Genomic DNA, 18585 nt, shown 5'->3' with positions numbered 1-18585 from the left:
TGGGTTGGTCGCCAGAGGGATGACCCCGGTTCATTGCGGTATTGTGACGATTTCGATTCAGTTTGATGACAAGCGCATCCGGGTCGGCCACCGCCCGAAGGCGATGGCCGGATTGGATCAGACCGACAGGCAGACGTATTTCATTTCAAGATAGTCTTCCATGCCGTGATGGCTGCCTTCGCGGCCCAGACCGGATTGTTTGACGCCGCCGAACGGGCCAAGCTCGGTCGAGATGATGCCAGTGTTCACGCCGACGATGCCGTATTCCAGCGCCTCGGCCACTTTGTAAACGCGGCTCAGGTCCTTGGCGTAGAAATACGAGGCCAGACCGAAGATTGTGTCATTGGCCATTGCGATCACGTCATCTTCGTCTTCGAACTTGAACAGCGGGGCCAGCGGGCCAAAGGTTTCGTCCTGCGCCACCATCATGTCCTGCGTTACGCCGGTCACGATGGTCGGCTGGAAGAAGGTGCCGCCCAGATCATGGGGCAGACCGCCGGTCAGCACCGCACCGCCTTTGGATGTGACGTCCTCGATATGCTCTTTGACCTTCTCGACAGCTTCGGCGTTGATCAGCGGGCCGGTTGTGGTGCCCTCGGTCAGGCCATCGCCAATCTTCAGCGCTTCGACTGCGGCCTTCAGCTTGGCTGCGAATGCGTCGTAAACACCGGCCTGAACGTAGATACGGTTGGCACAAACGCAGGTCTGACCGTTGTTGCGGAACTTGCACAGCATCGCGCCTTCGACAGCCGCATCCAGATCCGCGTCGTCGAACACGATGAACGGCGCGTTGCCGCCCAGCTCCATCGAGCATTTCATGACCTGATCGGCGGCCTGTTTCAGCAGAATGCGCCCCACCTCGGTCGAGCCGGTAAAGGTCAGCTTGCGCACACCGGGGTTTTCACAGAACTCCTTGCCAATCTCACTGGCGCGCGACGATGGCACCACGTTGAACACGCCCGCCGGGATGCCCGCCTGTTCCGCCAGAACCGCCAGAACGATCGCGGACAGAGGCGTTTCTTTGGCTGGGCGCGCAACAAAGGCACAGCCCGCAGCCAGCGCAGGCCCGGCCTTGCGGGTGATCATCGCGTTGGGGAAGTTCCACGGGGTGATCGAGGCCGCCACGCCAATGGGCTGCTTCATCACCATGATCCGCTTGTCGCGCTGGTGGCCCGGGATCGTCTCGCCATAGATGCGCTTGGCTTCTTCCCCGAAGAACTCGATGAAAGACGCGCCATAGGCGATCTCGCCCACCGCTTCGGCCAGCGGTTTGCCCTGTTCGGCGGTCAGGATCTTGCCCAGATCCTCGGCGTTTTCCATCATCAGATCGTACCAGCGCCGCAGGATTGCCGCGCGTTCTTTGCCGGTCAGCTTGGCCCATTCCTTTTGTGCCGCCTCGGCCTGCGCAATTGCACCCGCCACCTGCGCGCGGCTGACATCGGCCACCTCGGCGACCACATCGCCCCGCGCAGGGTTGGTCACGGTGAAGGTGCCATTGTCGCCATCCACCCACTGACCGCCGATATAGGCCTTGGTTGCCAGAAGATCGGGGTTCTTGAGCAGGGATTTCAGATCGGTTGTTGCGTCCAGCATAGGTTAGCCTCCGGCAGATGTGGTTTGCGCGCACCCAAACAGGTGTTGCGGGCTTTGTCTATGGCCACTGTGGCGGGCGGATCATCCCAGTTGGCGTTCCTTTCTGTCGGGGATAGCGTTGCAGCTGCGCCGCAGTGCCGGGTTCACCGTCTGGTTGCGCCTGCTTGCCTTTCAATTCGGGTGCGAGTTTGCCAAAGTTTCCGGGATTTTGGACGTCAAGGGGATGTAAATGACCGTAACATTCCCTATCTTATTGGGTATATAAGGAAAAAGGGATAGCAAGATGTCGAACCAGCAGTTTGAGGCGTTGATTCAGGAAACTCAGACCAAGGTGCGCGAGTCGCAATCGCAGATCGAAGGCCTGACCTCGCGCATTGAAGCCGCCCGCGCCAAGATTGGCACCGCCGAGGCGGATATCGACATCGAAAACGCCACGCTTGAAGATGTGCACGCTCATACAGAAGTGATGAACGCCAATATCGCCGAGTTGATCATGGGTCTGGACGACGTGACCAGCGCGTTTTCCAAGGATTTCGACGAGATGCGCTCGAAAACCGGGTGGGAGTCGTTTGTCGGCGTCTTCTCCAAAGGTAAATCCGAGTCGATGCGGCAGGAACGGATGCGCACCGCCAATATCGACGACAAGCTGCAGGATCTGATCGCCAAATCGGACGTGATCGTGAAGCTGCTGGAAGGGCAGTTGGCCGTGCTGGAAGAACAGCGCGTCAAGGTCGAGGACAACCTGACCGTCACGCTGGATGATCGCGAGGCCACTGTTGCCGAACTGGAGGCTCTGCGCACCGAGATTCAGGGCATGGACCCGACGATTATCACGCTGGAGAACAAGATTTCGGTCGAACAGGACGCCGCCGCGCGGACCCAGCTGGAAACCGAACTGGCCGAATTGAACAAGCAATACAACGCCAAGGTTCAGGAAGAACAGGTCAAGCTGGCCAAATCGCAAACGCTGGAGCGCTATATCGAAAAGGGCAAAACCTGGGTCGATTCACTGCAGAACCAGGCGGCGACGCAGATGGTGCTGATCAACAAGCTGCAGACGGACACGCAACAGCGCGTGGTGCTGTATGACGCTCTGACCAAATCACTTAAAACCGCGCAGCAGCAGGACGTGGCCCACCGCATCAACGAGATCGGCGTGCAGACGGATCAAGAGGCGCAAACCGCCATGGCCGCCATCGGCACCGCGACCAACCAAAAAATGGCCGACATGCTTGAGGCGCATGAGGACCACATGGTCTTTGCCCGCGACGTGCTGGAGAAAAAGGCCAAGGCGGACGAACGCTTTGCCCGCCGGTTCGCCTCGATTGTCGAGAAGCATGATAAGAACTTGTATGGCGGATGAGGTGGTTCAACCGAAAAGACCGTAAGTTGCTTGGGATTGGCCTCTTTCTCGTGATTTGGCCGATCCCGATATATGGCCTCACTCTTCTTTTCGACAGAGTGAATGCGGAAGGTGGAGTATTAAAACTGTTAGGTTTCCTAGCCGTTTACATTGGGCCTGGGAGCATAATCTTCGGGCTGATGATTTTCGGATTGTATCTAATCTCGGAAGTTCTTCTTTTGCCTTGGCGACTTCATCAATGCCGCACAATCGGGTGTAATAAATCTGCCAATGACTAACCCCACCCAAGACCATGTCGGTCTGACCGACACTTTCGCCTCGCGCCGCTATTTCCGCAAATTCGAGGTGATCACCGTCCACCTCCTGCGTGTGGCCGCGACGATGGAGGCCGAGGGCGCGATCAGCAAGCAAGAGGTGCGGATCGTGTCGCGGTACCTCTCGGGGCTGCTCTACACCTTCCGCGCGCTTTCCATGAAATACCTGCTGGTCGGGCGCGATACGGGGCGGTTCTTTGGCAGCCTCGCCATGGACAAGCGCGACAGCGGGTTTCCCGTGGCGGCCGAGCTGCTGACCATGGCCAATGACGCGCAGCAGGCGCAGGTGCATCTGGCGAATATGCCCTCGGAAGACGACCTGAAAACCGACATGGTCCGCACCATCATTGGCGACCGCGAAATTCCCACCAAGCTGCAATTTGCGCTGTCGCAAAGGCTCTATTACGAGGAATTGTTGAAAGGTCAGCTGTTCTGGGTCCGCAACGATCCCGAATGCCACTGGATCGGAAACGAAGGCGAGCGGCGCAAATTCATGATCCACTGGGCGGTCTATGACAGCCAGATCAACCTGCCGGTCATTTACCTGATGCAGTTGGAGGACAGCGGCAAGACGGCCCTGCCCAAGGACCAGCGCCGCTGGCCCGAGGTGCAGGCCCATCTGATGGCGCAATCTCTGGGCGGGTTGAAACTGGTGACGATTGCCAAAGGCTTCGATCAGGATTTCGACGACCTGCACCCCAAACACCTGCGCCGTATCCATGTGGGTCCGATGTATTCCTCGGCCTATACCGAGCAATCCGGCCCGCTGCGGCAGGTGCTGGAGGACGCGCAATCTCCGCAGGGGCAGGACTGGGCGCTGGCCTGGACCATGGAAGAGTTGGAGAGCGAAGACGTGACCCGCGAACGCGCCGGGTGGTTTTCCACCGTCGAGCGCGAGGTCTTTGCGCTGGACCCGTTCGGCGGGCAGGGGGCCGAGACCGGGGCGACGCGCACGCAACGCTCGATCATCCTGCCTCAGCGACCCTTTCAGGTGCTGGCCGAGCGCAACCCGCCGGGTTTTGCCGATGTGCGCAAGTTTGTGGTCAGCAAGTCGGGGCAGGTGTTGCGGTATTAGAATTTTTGCCTCCGGCGGGAGTATTTTAGAAAAGATGAAGCAAGGGCTGTTATGAAATGAGTTTGACGTCAGATCAGATGGAATTACGCGAGGCGGATATTCGCAAGCACTATCCGGCAGCGACTGCCTTGCTGAACGGGTTCGAACATGCGCCGCGGATTGCCAAGGCGGTTGAGGCCGCCGTTGAGCGGTCTCCGGGCGTGTCAACGGGGCGGCGGTTTCGCTCCACGACGCCGGGACTGGTGACGCGGCGCACCGTGCGGGCCGATGGCGTGCATCTGGTCGAACGGATTGAGGCCTCGGATGATGGCGATACGCTGGTCTCTCCGCCGCAGGCGACCACTCAGCAGGCGATCCGACGCGCCATTGCCATCGCTTTGGCCGTGGCCGAGGCCTATGCGGAACAGACCCCGCTGGCTGATCTGAAGCGGGCGAATTTGGCCGGGGATTTGCATGCCGCCCGCAAGACGGAATTCTCGGAATTGCTGACGGCCGAGGCTCTGATTACGTCGCACGTGTTCGGCAATGCGCTGGCTTATCTGATGTCCTCGCATCTGGGCGAAACCACCGTCGATATTGGTGAGGTCGAAGAGGTTCTGACCGACAATGGCCAGCTCGCCCTGCATGGCGCTTTGTGGGAGCTGGACCAGACCCTTGCCAAACACGCCCCCGACGATACCCACCTGATCGCCGCAACCAGTGCCTATGCCGAGCAATTGATGGATAAGGCCGCCCTGCGTGCCCAGACCGCAGGTCATCTGGCCCCGTTCCAGAACGCCGCCTGGCATATTGAGGCTGATGATCTGACGATCCGGGGCTTTGAACCCGCCTCAAAGGCCAAATCCACCACCCTGACCATGACGTTCAAGAAACCGAACGAGGTGGTCGGCAACCATATCGCCAAGTATCAGGCGATGAAGCTGGCCAAAATGCTGATGGCCTATGATTTCGACCGTCGCCTGAACCCGTTCGCGGAACTCGGCGGGTTCATCTTTACCTTCATGGGCGACGGCAAACCGGGCACCGGCAAGACCACCCTGATCCAGATGATGGCCGGGCTGATCAACGACTATTGCCAGAACGCAGGCTATCCGTTCCGCTACCAGAACCTGAGCACCGACAATATTGACAGCTATCAGGGCAAGTCCGGCCAGAACGCCAAGGCCTTTATCAACACGGTTCAAGACCCCTCGGTCATCGGTTTCGGCACCATCGACGATATCGACCAGTTAGCGGGCAAACGCGGCGACCGGCAGTCCTCAGCCGGGCAACTGGAAATCACCGCCGTTCTGATGGAGAGCTTTGCGGGCGCCAACACTGTCGTGCGCGGCAATTGCACCTTTGGCATGTTCTCGAACTACCCCGAGAATGTGGACGACGCCCTGCGCCAGCGGGCAGGCGCGCGGTTTCTGGTGGACGGGCCGCAAACGCGCGAGGATTACATCGACATTCTGCACCTGCTGATGGGCCGCAACCACGACATCCCGCTGGGCGAACACGACGCCTATGCCGCGCAGGAGATCAAAAAGGCCGTCGCCGCCAGTTTCGAAAGCCACTCCCGCCCGCACGAAGACGCCTTGTTGCAAGTCTATGACCGGGTCTCTGGCGAGATCGGCCAGATGGACACGATCGCCAAGCTGGGCACCTACCTCAAGGCGATCCAACAGGCGGATGAGCGGTTCACCGGTCGCGCAATCAAGAACATCACCGATGCGGTCAAGGTCCGCGCGATGGATTTCGAACTGCCCGACGAGTGGATGGAAAACCCCGACCTGTTCCTGTTCCGGGACTACGACACCAAGAAGGCCATGATCGAGGACCTGCGCCAGCCGATCACGGTCGAGATGGTGATGCAAGAGATCAACCGCTACGCTGACAGCGAGTTCCGCTATGCCGACAAGAGCGACGAGGTCGCCATCGAAAACGCGGTGCGAGAGATGAGCCGGATGGAAGAGGCCAAGCGGCGGTATCTGGAGGGGAAGGGGTGATAGCGCTAGTTTTAGTTCTTGCCGTTTTAACTTTTTTGGCGACTACCCCAGTCGTCCTTGCAGCCCTTTCAAAGTACCCGGGTGGATTGATTGATAAGATTGAGCTTTTTGTATCGGAATTCGATGGCATACTGATCTCAATAGGCACTCTCAGCTTGGTTTCTATGCTGGCTGTTTTGACGGCGAGGTTAACGAACCAGTCAGCTGAAAGAAGGGAAAAAGCCAACAGAAAAGTTCAATCTGAGTTGAAAATCGCGGAATTCAGAAGACAGTGGATCGACGAAATGCGTTCCGACTTAACCGAGTTTTCGCGTCTAGTTTTTCATCGTGACGGAATAGACGACATTAGCCAACTCTTTGCGATTAGAACGAAAATTTACATGCGTTTGAACTTGGAAGAGAAAAAAGCGCTAGCCGTCGTTCAAGCTATGGATGAAGCGTATACAGCGGACTTTAATGAAGCGGACACTGAGACGCTAATGAAAACGCAAACACGACTCTCTAGAGTTAGCAATGAATTTTTGAGAGGCGAGTGGCGAAGACTTAAACAGGATATACTAGACGCTCAAGTTCTTGCTGAGAATGAAACATGATCCGCCTCATCGAAAAAGGCCTGATGTTCGGCAACCTCGTCCACATCTCCAGCCCGGCTCTGGTCGAGCGGTATAACCGAGCGTTGCAGCATCTGGCGGGCAAAACCACGGCGCTGACGGATTTCCATGTCGATATCTCGGGCTATTCGCCAGAGGTTGGGATTGAGCTAGAGGATGAGCTCTACCTCAACCCCAACGGGGTCAATCGGCAGTTCATTCTGCTGACGACCGAACAGAAACGCGCGCCTTTGTTGAACGTCAAATTCTCGACCTCGCGCGATATCCTGCGCGAATTTATCGAGATGAACGAGGCGCAGTTGTTTGCCCTGACCGCCACCGATGCAGTGGCCGGAGAGCTGGTGAACTCGGTCATCAAACTCACCACGCCCCGCGATCTGCTGAACCTGCGCAAGATCGAGATTGAGGCTGACACCGCCGGCGGCACCTTGCGCAAGGCACAGCAACTGGCGGGGATGGTCGAACGGTTCAAGACCGAAGAGGATGCGTGGTTCGACGACGTATTGATCGCAAAAATGATCGAAACGGCCAAGGAAACCGGCGACGTCACTCGCAACCCGGTCCACCTGCGCCATACTGCGTTCGAGCAACGCAACTTCTGGACGGCGCATTTCGGTGGACTCTATCTGTTCCCCGATCTGGACCACCCGGCGGCGATTTGCATGGGCAAAAAACCAGACGACCTGCCGATCAAATATGTCTTTGGCCCTTCGCAACGAAACCAGATTGCCAAGTTCCTGGACTATAACGATCTGGTTGAACCCATCGTCAAGGCGCGCAGTGTAGATGCCGCCGCGATCCTGCAACAGAAGATGGATTTCCTGACCATCGCCGCCGCCGCAGATGCCGATGTCGATCTGACCGGGCTGGATCGCAGCGACATGCGACGTCTGGCGCGCAATCATTCGGATCGCCTGCCCGAGGCGTATCACGGTCTGGCGCAACTGCTGCGCTGGGCGACGGATGGCGGGCCATGGCCGCGCATCACCTCGGACCATCCGGCCTATTTCTACACACTGCGGGCCGCCGATACGCCAAACCGGGACCTTGTGAATATGCTATTGTCGGAACTGGCCCCACTGGACCCGCGCCAGATGTTCATCTGCCATAAAGAGCTGTTCTACAGCACGTATAAGACGTGGCCCGAGGCCAAGAAAGCCTATGTTGCCGACTTCCTCGCGCGCGAGTATCAGGTGGACAAGGCCGGGGCCCGCGCGGCCCTGTTCGGGCATGAGCCGGATATGTCCGGCGAAGATCGGATCAGCGAGGCAGTGATCGCGCGGGTCGGGCCCTGGGGATCGGTGAGGAAGGGCTGAGATGTTCGGAGCGATGCGCCTGTTTCTGATCCTGCTGGTGATCCAGACGGTTGCCTATGTTGCGCTGTCGCTCTATTCGCGCAATGCACGCCGCCGCAAGCTGGAAAGTTGGTGGGACGAAAAGGGCAAGCGCGGCAACAAACAGGCCTTTGTGGAACGCGGTCTGCACGTCTACGATAATTCGTTCCGGCGCAAACTGATCCTGGGCGTTTATGTCGTGCCTTGGGTGGCAATCGGCGTGCTGATCTATATTGTGAATTATATGTGAGGGTTAGGGCATGGCCTATTTGAAATGGGCATTGATCATCATCTTCTGGGGCACGATTGCGGTGGTCCTGCAATACTCTCTGCCGCAGCGCGATATCGTGCGGATCGTAAACACATACGAAGAGCGGCAGGACCTGAACGACTGGACCCGTATCTTCTGGTCCGAGCCAGATGATCAATCCACCAGCCTGTCGAACCGCGATGTGCAGTTCATTCAGGCCGTGCGCGCCAATGGCAAGCCGATTGTCTACCGGAACGAGGATACCAGCTGGGGCTGGCCGCCCTATTTCAAGTTCGACACGGCAAACCTGTATACCGAAGCGAATGACGCGATATCTGATAAAGCGGACCCGGATTGGGTGGCGGTCACGCATTACGGCTGGCGGAACGAGTTCATGTCGATCTTTCCCAATGCGGTCTCCATCAAGCATGTGGACGGGCCGGATGTGCGCCTGATCCCGTGGTTCAACATCATTTTCCTGACCGTCTTCTTCGCCATGCTCTGGGCGATCTGGGTACGCTGGCGCAGGTTCCGCCAGCGTCGCATCGACCCGATGCTGGAAAATGTCGAAGACAGCCTCTATGCCGCTGGTGATGCGATCGAGGAAAGGCGCAACGGCTTCCGCCGCTGGCTGGACAGCTGGAAATCGAAATAGGCCACCTCAGCGTACTATGAATTCCGCATGAAGCGCCCCGGCGGCCTTGATCGTTTTCAGAATGTCGATCATGTCGCGGGGCGAGACGCCAAGGGCGTTCAGCCCGGCCACGACCTCGGACAATGTGGTGGCTTCGGGTATCTCGGCCAGACCGGTGCCCTCTTCTTCTTCGATGCCAGCAACGGTACGTGGGACCACGACAGTTTCACCTCGGGCGAAGGGGTTGGGTTGCACGGCAATCGGTGCCTCTTCGACCGTCAGGGTCAGGTTACCCTGCGACACCGCCACGCGCGAAATGCGAACCTCCTGCCCCATGACAATCGTGCCGGACCGTTGATCGACAACAACCCGCGCCTTGGTTTCCGGTTCGACAAGGATGTTTTCGATCCGACCAAGGGCATGCGCGGTTGAGACAGATTGCGTCGCCGCAATGTTCAACTCGACCGTCCCCGAGTCGCGCATGATTGCCACGGCGCGATTGAATTCCGTGTTGATGGCGGCCTCGATCCGTCCGGCGGTGGTGAAATCCGGCTCACGCAGGGCAAGGCGCATCTGGGTCAGGGTTGAAAGGTCGAAGTCAATCTCACGCTCGACCCGTGCGCCCGATGGGATCACGCCGGAGGTTGGAACCCCTTGCACGACAGATGCCGCATCGCCTTCCGCCACGGCGCCGCCTGCCAGAACCGTGCCCTGCGCTACGGCGTAAATCTGACCATCCGCCGCGTTCAGAGGGGTCATGATCAGGGTGCCGCCCAAAAGACTGTTGGAATCGCCAATCGCAGAAACGGTGACGTCAATCTGCCCCCCGACGCGGGCAAAGGGCGGTAGGCTGGCGGTCACCAGCACGGCGGCCACATTCTTGGGCCGAAAATCCTCACCCGTGACATTCACGCCCAGCCGTTCAAGGATGTTCGACATGATCTCTTCGGTGAAGGGCGAGTTGCGCAGACCGTCCCCGGTGCCATTCAGACCAACAACCAGACCGTAGCCAACCAGATCGTTGCCGCGCACACCGTCGAAATCCACCAGGTCCTTCAGGCGGATTGCCCCGGCAGAGGCGAAACCGGGCAGAAGCAGTATCAGAAGGAAAACAAGAACTCTCATCTCAGGAAGTTTACCAGCGACAGGTTGGCGTTGCGCACAGTGACCGAATAGAGGCTTTCCAGTTGGAACTGCACGGTTTGCAACTGCGCTGCCGTTTCATACGGGTCTGCCTCGATCAACGCGTTGCGGCTGTATTCCAGACTGACGCGCGCCGAGGCGTTGCGCGTGGCCGCCTGCTCCACCCGTGCCTCGGCCGCGCCCACTTCGGCCCGGAGTTTCACCGTTTCGTCCTTGGCGTTGGCCAGATCGACACCCAGCTGCGTGAACATGCTGGTGCGCAGGGTCGGCGACCAGGCCAGCGCATCCTCGGACGCCAGTGCGGCCAGGGCCGTATCCCGCAGCGCGGCCTTGAACGTTGGGTCGGTGGCGGTGATCGGGAGGGTGATCCGCTCATTCTCGGCAATCTGCATGGGGGCGAGGGGGGTGTCCGATCCTTGGTAGATCACGGCATCGAACCCTGCGGGGTCGTTGAACCAATCCTCGGCTGCGGTGCGGATATCGGTCATGGTGGTGAGGCCTGAAAGCTCGGTTTCCAGTGCGGCCAGCAAGGTTTCGGCGGATGCCAAAGGTGAGATGTCGGTTGCATTTCCGGCATACAGGCTGCGCCCGGCAACCCGTGTGTTCAAGGCCGACATCATCGTGTCCAGCTCATTCCGGGCCTGAACCGAGGCCTGTTCGTGCGTGACCGTCTGATTGGCCGTACCAAAGGCCAACAGCGTGGCGGATACCTCGGCCAAGGACGTATCAAACGTGTCCAGGCTTTGCTGCATCACATCGGTGAACAGCCCGGCCTCGGTCGTGGCGATCTTGAAGGCGTCCAGCCGGGCAAGGCTGCGGTCCAGATCCAGAAGATGGGAATAATCGCCCCCCAGATGCCCCGAGATATCCTGCACCTTGCCGGTCGACATCTCGTGGGACAGGGTTTCGATCTGGGTTTTGATCTCGGTGGCGCGGCTGCGCAGGGTCATGCCGCGCGCCAGATCGCCTATAGCGGTCAAGTTCATTGTCATAACCTCAGCAGTGTTTCCATAAGCTCATCAACGACGGTGATGACCCGAGCATTTGCGGAATAGATCTGTTCGATCTGCATCAGGCGTTGCAGTTCCTGATCGGTATCAACACCTTGTTCAGCCTCGATCTGCGCCATCTGTTGCTGCGCGCCATTGGCGAAAGCGCGGCGCTGATCGGCGCGATGGGCGTTTGCGCCAGCTTCGGACAGCAGTGCTTGGGTCACTTCGGCGGCGCGCATATTGCCGGTTCCGAACAACGCGCCGGGAACAGGCCGGGCGTCATTCAGCACGGTGCCAAAGGCCTGCAATTGCGATGAATCGCCCGGGCTTCCCGGTGTTGCCGCCCCCAGACCCGCGCGCAGCCTCCAACTGTCGCCGCCTGCATCCGGGTCCACGATTGCGTTCAATGATATGCGAGAGGCCAGCCCTGTCACCATTGTTGCATCGAACCGGTTTCCATCGTCAGTGAACAGGCCCGGATCGGTTGCGGCTACGGTTGGGTCCAGCCCCGGCGTTTCGTACCGTTCGATCAGGTCGCGCGCGACGGTGTCCAGCTGTAGCTGCGCCTCAACGGCCAGATCATCCCGAATGGCAAACTGTGCCGCCAAGGCCCCGCCCCGTATCTGCGCCGCGTCACCGCCGGTGCGCACCGGGTTGCCGTTCATTTCCAGCCCCGAGAGCAGCCCGTTTGCCGCTGTCATATGCGGTTTTGTCTCACCCGTGGTGGTAAAGGCGAACTCTGCCGCCTTGCCTTCCAGCAGGATCAGCCCGCCATCGGAATAGAGCGAGACCTGATCATTGTCGCGCGGGATCACGTTCACCGGGATCAGATCGTTGACCTGATCAATCAGCACCTGTCGCTGGTCCAGCAACGCGCCAATGTCGCCACCCGAATAGCGAATGGCGGGGATCTTGGCGTTCAGCTCTTCGATGTCCTGCAGCGTCTGGTTCAGGCTGTCGATCTGAGCGCCAATCCTGCGATCCGCATCCGATCGCGCCTGACGCACCCCTTCCGAGACCCTATTGAGCTCGCGCGCCAGATCATCCCCGGCACGGGCGGCCTGATCCAGACGCTGCGCCGAGTCCGGCAAGCTGGCCGCCGTTATCAGGCTGCTGTCAAAGGCAGACAAACGGGCGGCCAGCGATGTTGCCTCATCCGGTGTTCCCACAAGGCGTTCGAACTGAGTATGGAACGCCGCAAGCGCCGATTGCTGCGCCAGATCCGCGTCCGTGGCGCGTCGGTTGGCGGTCAGAACGGGATTGTCGTGGCGGATCACACCAGCAGCGCGCACACCATGGCCCGAGATCGGACTGGTGGTCAGTTCCAGAGACCGGCGTGCATAGCCGGGCGTCAGGGCATTGGCGATATTGCCGGACACAACGGCAGCCCCTCGACTGGCTGCGGTCAGCCCGCCCAAGGCATTGTTCAAAGCTGTCGACATATTCATGAGGCCATACCTTTCCCGTGACCGAAACCCGGATTACCGTTTGATATTCGTGGTTTCCTGCAACATCTCATCCACCGTCTGGATCACGGTCGCGCCCGAGGAATAGGCGTGCTGCGTCTGGATCAGCGAGGTCAGCTCGGTCGCGACGTCGGTGGTGGATTCCTCGCGCGCGAAGGAAATCAGGTTGCCGGTCGGGCCTTCGCCTGCATTCCAAAGGAAGAACGTGCCGCTGTCGCGCGATGGGGCATAGGTCTGGCTGTCCAGCGCGGTCAGGCCGTTGGGATTTGGAACGTCCGCCAGCGGGATCTGGAACATCCGGCGGCTGACACCTGTATCGTAGAACGCAAAGACATAGCCGTTTTCATCCACTTCGACGCTGGTCATGGTGCCCACAGCCGAGCCATCGCGCGTGATCGAAACCGGTGCAAAGGTATCGGACAGCTGCGTAATACCATCGGCGTCGCCGATCTGGCCGATATTCACCTCCATCGGGCCACCTGCGACGTTGACGACAACGCTGCCCGTAGTCGGATCATAGGCCCCGCCCGAAACGGTCGTCACGCTGGCGAGGGTTCCCCCGGCGGTGCGGCTGTCGGTGAAGGTCAGCGTGTACTCTCCGATCACCGCGCCACCCGAGGCCGAATCGCGCAGGACCATCGTCCATTCATTGCTGGACCCGGTGGCCGGTACCGTCGGCACCAGCTCAATATCGACGCTTTCGGATTTGCCCAGATTGTCGAAATATTCGACCGACAAGGGCTGCACGTCACCGGGCGCACCCGCATCGGTCGCTGTTGCAGGCAGGTTCATGCGCAGGTTCATCTGCGTCGTTGGTGCGCCGGACAGCTGATTGACGCTCAGCTGCACGGGCTCAAGCGCGGCGGGGGTGTCGCGCGGCACGGCTGGGATCGACCCATCGGGATTCGCGCGCCAGCCCAGCAGCACCAGGCCGCTTTCGGTCACAAGATACCCTTCGTCATTAGTGCGGAACGACCCGGTTGTGGTCAGCAGCATCTCGTTCGATCCGCCCGCGATCTGCGAACTTGGGCGCACAGGGATCATTCCCCGCCCCCGCACCGCCAGATCGGTCGAATTGTTGGTCGTCACCAGCGAGCCACGCTGATCGATCAGCCGTTGGCTGGTGGTCCTGACGCCGCCGGCGGAGTAGCTGCCGCCCTGACCAGACGTAACCATCGAATGAAAATCCGTCTCGACCCGTTTGTAGCCGAAGGTCGAAGAGTTCGCGATATTGTCGGATATGGTGGCCAGCCTGTTGGCATTGGCCCTCAGCGCCGCCACACCGGCATTCAGCGAAGAGGAAATTGTCATCGGCGCGCCCTTCTGTTGCGTCAATTGTTGATGCAACAGCTAACGCACTGCCCCTTAACAGCGCGCTAACAGGTAAAATGCGCCCTACCTTTAGGGGCCGCGCAGAAAGATCACCTCGATCCGGTTGTTGCGCGGGGCCATCGGGTTGTCACTGTGCAGCTTGCGATCGGCATGTCCCGTGACCCGGTCAAGTCGCTGTGCCACAACGCCTTTGTCCTGCAGCATCTGACGCACCGCCTGCGCGCGCGAGGTCGACAGATCCCAGGCAGGATTACGCGCCAGCACGACGGGCGAAGCGCCGACATGCCCCTCCACGGCAATGGAATTCGTAACCAGATCCGAGGCGCGTGCGATCAGCAAACTCAAAGCCCGCAGGATCGGCGTCGGTGTATCCGAGCCCGATTCGAACAGCGGCTGATCCTCGGTATCGAACAGCTCGACAATCAGGCCTTCGTCGGTGACGCGGGTGACAATGTGCTTGAGCAGCTTGTCCGACACCGCGCTTTCACCGGTACGCCCCAGCAACTGCGCCTCAAGCGTCGAGAAATCCTGCTGCGCGCCTTTGCCGCCGCCATCCGCGTCCAGACCGGTTGTGCCGCGCGCCTTGCGCGCCTCGGTCGGAAAGCGGTTGGTTGCGCCCTTGCCGTCCGAGACCAGAGTGTTTTCTGAGAACATGCTGTCGCCGCCAAAGGCTCCGTCACCGCCGCCGGAATCGGGGCTGATCGGGATTGTTGGCGAGAAGTAATCCGCCAGCCCCTTGCGTTGCGTTTCGGTCGTTGCGTTCAACAGCCACATCAACATGAAGAAGGCCATCATGGCCGTGACAAAGTCCGCATACGCGACCTTCCACGCGCCACCGTGATGGCCATCGCCACCTGACACACGCTTCTTCTTGATGATGATTGGCGCCGCATTGGTCTGCGCACCCATCTCCACCACCTTTTTATCACCCAAGCTCAGAGGTAGCAGCGCAGGTCTTAAGGTGGGCTTAACACTTAAAACTGTTCAGAGTTCGCTTTACCTTGGCAGCCCAGCCGAGGCGCGGCGCAGGATCAGGGACAGGCGGTTGAAGCTGTTTTCAATCCCGTCCGGGTCGGTTTTGCCAAAGAAACCATCCAGATCGTCATGTACCCGGACCGCCTGATCCAGCAGGGGATCAGAGCCTTCTGTATAAAGCCCGGCTTTGATCATCACCTCGGACTGCTCATAGCTGCCGACCAGTTTCCGGGCCTCGGCGATCATCTGATTCTCGGCCTCGGTCGCCGCCCCCGGCAGACTGCGCGAAACCGACCGGCTGAGGTCAATCGCCGGAAAGCGGCCGCGTTCGGCGATCTCGCGGCTCAGCACGATATGGCCGTCCAGCACGCCGCGCAGGATGTCGGCGATGGGTTCGTCCATATCCGATCCGGCGACCAGAACGCTGAACACCGCAGTAATGTCGCCCTGTTCATGCGTGCCCGGCCCGGCGCGTTCGCACAGCTTTGAAATCAGCGGCGTGACCGATGGTGGGAAGCCGCGCAGCGAGGGGGCCTCACCCATCGCAACGGCAATTTCCCGATGCGCCTCGGCAAAGCGGGTGACGGAATCGGCCAGAAACAGGACGTTCTGACCCTGATCGCGCATGTATTCGGCCACGGACATGGCCGACCACGCGCAACGCCGTCGCGCCAATGCGGATTGGTCCGAAGTGGCCGCCACAACGACTGCACGTTTCATGGCCTCGGGCCCTAGGGCATGGGTGACAAACTCATTCACTTCGCGCCCGCGCTCGCCCACCAGTGCCACGACGACCACGTCAGCCTGCATCGACCGCGCCATCGTTGCCAACAGGGTGGATTTCCCGACACCCGAACCCGCAAACAATCCGACCCGCTGCCCACGCACAATCGGCAGCATGGTATTGAGCGCCGCCAGACCGGTCGCCATCCGTGCGCCAAGTGGCTTGCGATTTACGGCCGGGGGCGGGGCTTGCACGATGTCCCTCTCCTGCGGTCCGCCCAGCAGCGGTTTGCCATCAAGCGGGGCACCAAACGGATCGATCACCCGCCCCAGCCAATGCATCCCCGGCGCAAATCCGGGTGAGGGGTTCAGAATCACTCGGTCCCCAAGGCTGACCCCATCCGGTGCGCCGCCGGGCATCATGTGAATATGATCGGAGCCCACATGCAGCACCTCACCCGTCAGATCGGGGCCCGAGCGGCGTTTCAGCGTCAGCAGATCCCCGATTCGTGCCTGCCGGGTCAAACCGCTGATTTCTATGACGCCTTGCGCGACACCGGACACCAGCCCGACATGCCGCGCCATGGCCATCCGGTCGAATTCGCATTTCAGAAGCATCGGGTCGAGATCTGACATCGTGGGTTCTCCAACTGAGTTCTGAAAACTGTTTCTAAAGGAATCGGGGTTAAGCCTTGATTGAAATTGATCGAGGGAGAAGCCCCGATGTTCTATGACCTGAACGTCTTTAAGACAGCGTACGCAATGGCAACCCATGCCGGGCAACGGCAGGCCGTCATCGCGCGCAACATGGCCAACGCAGATACGCCGGGCTATCAGCCGCGCGATATCGAAGCCTTTCAAACAGCATTCGAAAACACCGGGTCCGGGGCCGAAATGACGGCCACCCGGCAGGGGCATCTGAACGGCGGCATGTCCGGGCAAAACTGGGCTGAATACACTGCCGAGCCGAAAGGGGATCCCAACGGCAACGGTGTGTCGCTGGAAGAGGAAATGCTGAAAGCGGTTGACGTCAAACGGCAGCATGATCGGGCGCTGACGATCTACAAGTCCTCGATGGGCATTCTGCGCACCAGTTTGGGTCGGGGTTAATCGGAGATGAGCGATTTTTCCCACTCTCTTACTGCGTCGGCCAGTGCCCTGCGGGCGCAGGCGGCCCGGCTGCGTCATGTGTCCGAGAATATCTCGAACGCGGATACGCCCGGCTACCGGCGCAAAACGGTCCCGTTCGAGACGGTGCAGAAGGACGGCAAGGAGATGGTGCAGGCCGGGCGCGTGCAACTGGATCGCCGCGATTTGCAGCGCGTTCACGACCCCAGCCATCCGATGGCGGATGAAAGCGGTCATTATCTGGGCTCGAATGTCGATCTGATGATCGAGATCGCCGACGCGCGCGAGGCGCAGCGCAGTTACGAGGCCAATCTCAAGATGTTCGACCAGACGCGCAAAATGTCGTCGTCGCTGATGGAATTACTCCGGAAATAAAGGAACGCCAGAATGGATATCCGATCACTTACCGCCGCACAGAACTATGCTGGCGCGCGCCCCGCAACGCAGGCCGACCCGGATCATGCCGGCATGGCGCAGGGAATGCGCGCGACGTTTCAGGACTTTGCGGCAACGCTGAAACACAGCGAGCAAATGTCTCAGGCCGCGATGACCGGACAGGCTGATCCGCATGCCTTGGTGCAGGCACTGGCGCAGACCGAACTGGCCGTCGAAACCGCCGTTATCGTGCGCAACAAGGTGGTCGAAGCCTATCAGGAAATCCTGCGGATGCCGGTCTGAACGATGCTGAGCGAAGGTCTGTTCTACGACATCGTGCGTCAGGCGCTGTGGGTCGCGGTGATCACCTCGGTCCCGATTCTGGCCGTGGCGCTGGTGTCCGGTCTGATCGTCGGCCTGTTCCAGGCACTGACCTCGGTGCAGGAGATGACGTTGACCTTCGTTCCCAAACTGATCGCCATTGTCGTCGTGTTCTGGATTTCGATGGGCTTCATGACCCAGACGCTTGTCACGTTTTTCACAGGCACTCTGGTGCCGCTGATCGCAGGAGGTCGCTGATGGATACCGCCTATGTCACCCTGTCCCGTCAATCCGGGCTGATGAACGAAATGCGGCTGGTAGCGAACAATATCGCCAATGCCAATACCACCGGCTACCGCGCACAAGGGTTGGTGTTCTCGGAATTCGTGCGCGACATGCCGGGCAATCCGTCCCTGTCGATGAGCCGGGCCGAGGCGCGCAATACGTCCCTGCAACAGGGCGTTCTGACCGAGACTGGCGGGCAGTTCGATTTTGCCATCGAAGGCGAGGGGTTCTTCATGGTTGAAACCCCCGAGGGCAATCGCCTGACGCGGGCGGGCAGTTTCACCCCAAACGCGCAGGGTGATCTGGTGGCGATGGACGGCGCGCGTGTTCTGGACAGCAACGGCTCACCCGTTTTCATCCCGCCCGATGCGGCCTCGATCGACGTCGGTGCTGATGGCACGCTGAGTGTCGAGGGGCAGCTTCTGGGCCAGATCGGTGTCTATCAGGTGGACGACCCCGAGACTCTGGTCCGCGAAGGCAACACGCGGTTCCGTGCCGATGGTGGGATCGACGCCGTCGATGAACCCGTGGTCGTGCATCGGTTCCTCGAGGGCTCGAACGTCAATGCAATCCAGCAGGTCGCGCGTCTGGTCGAAATCCAGCGCGCCTATGAGCTGGGACAAAGCTTTCTGGAAACCGAGGATGAGCGCGTACGCGGGGCCCTCGACGCGCTGATGCGCTGA

19 protein-coding genes are annotated in these 18585 nt (G+C 59.9%); 12 read left to right on the top strand and 7 right to left on the bottom strand.

Annotated features, from left to right (window positions below):
* Nucleotides 1-117: 117 nt before the first annotated feature.
* Nucleotides 118-1593: an NAD-dependent succinate-semialdehyde dehydrogenase gene (locus ACR0AC_RS17925; protein ID WP_170455864.1), complete on the bottom strand. Its 1476-nt coding sequence runs from the start codon at nucleotides 1591-1593 to the stop codon at nucleotides 118-120.
* A gap of 283 nt (nucleotides 1594-1876) precedes the next feature.
* On the opposite strand from ACR0AC_RS17925, the gene ACR0AC_RS17920 reads away from it, so the two are divergent.
* The 7 genes from ACR0AC_RS17920 to ACR0AC_RS17890 all read left to right on the top strand — a co-directional run bounded on the left by ACR0AC_RS17920 (nucleotide 1877) and on the right by ACR0AC_RS17890 (nucleotide 9183).
* Complete coding sequence (locus ACR0AC_RS17920) at nucleotides 1877-2956, top strand: coiled-coil domain-containing protein (RefSeq protein WP_170524229.1); 1080 nt, start codon at nucleotides 1877-1879, stop codon at nucleotides 2954-2956.
* Nucleotides 2957-3226: 270 nt separating this feature from the next.
* Nucleotides 3227-4345: a hypothetical protein gene (locus tag ACR0AC_RS17915; RefSeq protein WP_480875230.1), complete on the top strand. Its 1119-nt coding sequence runs from the start codon at nucleotides 3227-3229 to the stop codon at nucleotides 4343-4345.
* Nucleotides 4346-4401: 56 nt separating this feature from the next.
* Entirely contained in the window at nucleotides 4402-6333 is a 1932-nt protein-coding gene (locus tag ACR0AC_RS17910; RefSeq protein ID WP_480875227.1) for an AAA family ATPase, read from the top strand.
* Nucleotides 6330-6926, top strand: a complete 597-nt coding sequence (locus ACR0AC_RS17905; protein ID WP_480875224.1) for a hypothetical protein — start codon at nucleotides 6330-6332, stop codon at nucleotides 6924-6926. The genes ACR0AC_RS17910 and ACR0AC_RS17905 overlap by 4 nt, the downstream gene beginning before the upstream one ends.
* Complete coding sequence (locus ACR0AC_RS17900; RefSeq protein ID WP_480875221.1) at nucleotides 6923-8260, top strand: DUF6638 family protein; 1338 nt, start codon at nucleotides 6923-6925, stop codon at nucleotides 8258-8260. The genes ACR0AC_RS17905 and ACR0AC_RS17900 overlap by 4 nt, the downstream gene beginning before the upstream one ends.
* Before the next feature lies 1 nt (nucleotide 8261).
* Complete coding sequence (locus ACR0AC_RS17895; protein ID WP_170455850.1) at nucleotides 8262-8528, top strand: hypothetical protein; 267 nt, start codon at nucleotides 8262-8264, stop codon at nucleotides 8526-8528.
* Nucleotides 8529-8538: 10 nt separating this feature from the next.
* Nucleotides 8539-9183, top strand: a complete 645-nt coding sequence (locus ACR0AC_RS17890; RefSeq protein ID WP_170455848.1) for a DUF1523 family protein — start codon at nucleotides 8539-8541, stop codon at nucleotides 9181-9183.
* Between the two features lie 6 nt (nucleotides 9184-9189).
* On the opposite strand, the gene ACR0AC_RS17885 is transcribed toward ACR0AC_RS17890, so the two are convergent.
* From ACR0AC_RS17885 to ACR0AC_RS17860, 6 genes are all read right to left on the bottom strand, one after another.
* Nucleotides 9190-10287, bottom strand: coding sequence for a flagellar basal body P-ring protein FlgI (locus ACR0AC_RS17885; RefSeq protein WP_170634505.1), 1098 nt, complete (start codon nucleotides 10285-10287; stop codon nucleotides 9190-9192).
* Nucleotides 10284-11291, bottom strand: a complete 1008-nt coding sequence (locus ACR0AC_RS17880; protein ID WP_170455844.1) for a flagellin — start codon at nucleotides 11289-11291, stop codon at nucleotides 10284-10286. Before ACR0AC_RS17880 ends, ACR0AC_RS17885 begins: the two co-directional genes overlap by 4 nt.
* 2 nt (nucleotides 11292-11293) lie before the next feature.
* The gene (flgK, locus tag ACR0AC_RS17875; RefSeq protein ID WP_480875217.1) at nucleotides 11294-12745 is read right to left on the bottom strand and encodes a flagellar hook-associated protein FlgK; all 1452 of its coding nucleotides are present in this window, start codon (nucleotides 12743-12745) and stop codon (nucleotides 11294-11296) included.
* A 33-nt stretch (nucleotides 12746-12778) separates the two neighbouring features.
* A complete protein-coding gene (locus tag ACR0AC_RS17870; RefSeq protein ID WP_480875214.1) occupies nucleotides 12779-14074 on the bottom strand; it encodes a flagellar hook protein FlgE in 1296 nt (431 codons plus the stop codon).
* Between the two features lie 90 nt (nucleotides 14075-14164).
* Complete coding sequence (locus ACR0AC_RS17865) at nucleotides 14165-15004, bottom strand: flagellar motor protein MotB (RefSeq protein ID WP_170524260.1); 840 nt, start codon at nucleotides 15002-15004, stop codon at nucleotides 14165-14167.
* Between the two features lie 87 nt (nucleotides 15005-15091).
* Nucleotides 15092-16429, bottom strand: a complete 1338-nt coding sequence (locus ACR0AC_RS17860) for a FliI/YscN family ATPase (protein ID WP_480875211.1) — start codon at nucleotides 16427-16429, stop codon at nucleotides 15092-15094.
* Nucleotides 16430-16516: 87 nt separating this feature from the next.
* On the opposite strand from ACR0AC_RS17860, the gene ACR0AC_RS17855 reads away from it, so the two are divergent.
* Genes ACR0AC_RS17855 through ACR0AC_RS17835 form a run of 5 tightly spaced genes read left to right on the top strand, consistent with a single transcriptional unit; the run spans nucleotide 16517 to nucleotide 18585 of the window.
* On the top strand, nucleotides 16517-16903 hold the full coding sequence (locus ACR0AC_RS17855; protein ID WP_170455834.1) for a FlgB family protein: 387 nt from the start codon (nucleotides 16517-16519) through the stop codon (nucleotides 16901-16903).
* A gap of 6 nt (nucleotides 16904-16909) precedes the next feature.
* A complete protein-coding gene (flgC, locus tag ACR0AC_RS17850) occupies nucleotides 16910-17296 on the top strand; it encodes a flagellar basal body rod protein FlgC (protein WP_170455832.1) in 387 nt (128 codons plus the stop codon).
* A 12-nt stretch (nucleotides 17297-17308) separates the two neighbouring features.
* The gene (gene fliE, locus ACR0AC_RS17845; protein WP_170455830.1) at nucleotides 17309-17599 is read left to right on the top strand and encodes a flagellar hook-basal body complex protein FliE; all 291 of its coding nucleotides are present in this window, start codon (nucleotides 17309-17311) and stop codon (nucleotides 17597-17599) included.
* 3 nt (nucleotides 17600-17602) lie between these two features.
* Nucleotides 17603-17875, top strand: coding sequence for a flagellar biosynthetic protein FliQ (locus ACR0AC_RS17840; protein ID WP_170455828.1), 273 nt, complete (start codon nucleotides 17603-17605; stop codon nucleotides 17873-17875).
* Complete coding sequence (locus ACR0AC_RS17835; RefSeq protein ID WP_480875205.1) at nucleotides 17875-18585, top strand: flagellar hook-basal body complex protein; 711 nt, start codon at nucleotides 17875-17877, stop codon at nucleotides 18583-18585. Before ACR0AC_RS17840 ends, ACR0AC_RS17835 begins: the two co-directional genes overlap by 1 nt.

It is taken from the genome of Ruegeria sp. H7, from assembly GCF_056532945.1.
Note: the sequence above shows the minus strand (reverse complement) of the source record. Positions and strands in the feature narration are given on the sequence as shown.

Excerpts from the sequence above, each read along its gene's own strand:
- ACR0AC_RS17865 (WP_170524260.1), bottom strand. The coding sequence starts at position 15,004 with ATGGGTGCGCAGACCAATGCGGCGCCAATCATCATCAAGAAGAAGCGT.
- flgK (WP_480875217.1), bottom strand. The coding sequence starts at position 12,745 with ATGAATATGTCGACAGCTTTGAACAATGCCTTGGGCGGGCTGACCGCA.
- ACR0AC_RS17900 (WP_480875221.1), top strand. The coding sequence starts at position 6,923 with ATGATCCGCCTCATCGAAAAAGGCCTGATGTTCGGCAACCTCGTCCAC.
- ACR0AC_RS17860 (WP_480875211.1), bottom strand. The coding sequence starts at position 16,429 with ATGTCAGATCTCGACCCGATGCTTCTGAAATGCGAATTCGACCGGATG.
- ACR0AC_RS17915 (WP_480875230.1), top strand. The coding sequence starts at position 3,227 with ATGACTAACCCCACCCAAGACCATGTCGGTCTGACCGACACTTTCGCC.
- ACR0AC_RS17890 (WP_170455848.1), top strand. The coding sequence starts at position 8,539 with ATGGCCTATTTGAAATGGGCATTGATCATCATCTTCTGGGGCACGATT.
- ACR0AC_RS17870 (WP_480875214.1), bottom strand. The coding sequence starts at position 14,074 with ATGACAATTTCCTCTTCGCTGAATGCCGGTGTGGCGGCGCTGAGGGCC.
- ACR0AC_RS17910 (WP_480875227.1), top strand. The coding sequence starts at position 4,402 with ATGAGTTTGACGTCAGATCAGATGGAATTACGCGAGGCGGATATTCGC.
- ACR0AC_RS17855 (WP_170455834.1), top strand. The coding sequence starts at position 16,517 with ATGTTCTATGACCTGAACGTCTTTAAGACAGCGTACGCAATGGCAACC.
- ACR0AC_RS17885 (WP_170634505.1), bottom strand. The coding sequence starts at position 10,287 with ATGAGAGTTCTTGTTTTCCTTCTGATACTGCTTCTGCCCGGTTTCGCC.
- ACR0AC_RS17895 (WP_170455850.1), top strand. The coding sequence starts at position 8,262 with ATGTTCGGAGCGATGCGCCTGTTTCTGATCCTGCTGGTGATCCAGACG.
- fliE (WP_170455830.1), top strand. The coding sequence starts at position 17,309 with ATGGATATCCGATCACTTACCGCCGCACAGAACTATGCTGGCGCGCGC.
- flgC (WP_170455832.1), top strand. The coding sequence starts at position 16,910 with ATGAGCGATTTTTCCCACTCTCTTACTGCGTCGGCCAGTGCCCTGCGG.
- ACR0AC_RS17835 (WP_480875205.1), top strand. The coding sequence starts at position 17,875 with ATGGATACCGCCTATGTCACCCTGTCCCGTCAATCCGGGCTGATGAAC.
- ACR0AC_RS17925 (WP_170455864.1), bottom strand. The coding sequence starts at position 1,593 with ATGCTGGACGCAACAACCGATCTGAAATCCCTGCTCAAGAACCCCGAT.
- ACR0AC_RS17880 (WP_170455844.1), bottom strand. The coding sequence starts at position 11,291 with ATGAACTTGACCGCTATAGGCGATCTGGCGCGCGGCATGACCCTGCGC.
- ACR0AC_RS17920 (WP_170524229.1), top strand. The coding sequence starts at position 1,877 with ATGTCGAACCAGCAGTTTGAGGCGTTGATTCAGGAAACTCAGACCAAG.
- ACR0AC_RS17840 (WP_170455828.1), top strand. The coding sequence starts at position 17,603 with ATGCTGAGCGAAGGTCTGTTCTACGACATCGTGCGTCAGGCGCTGTGG.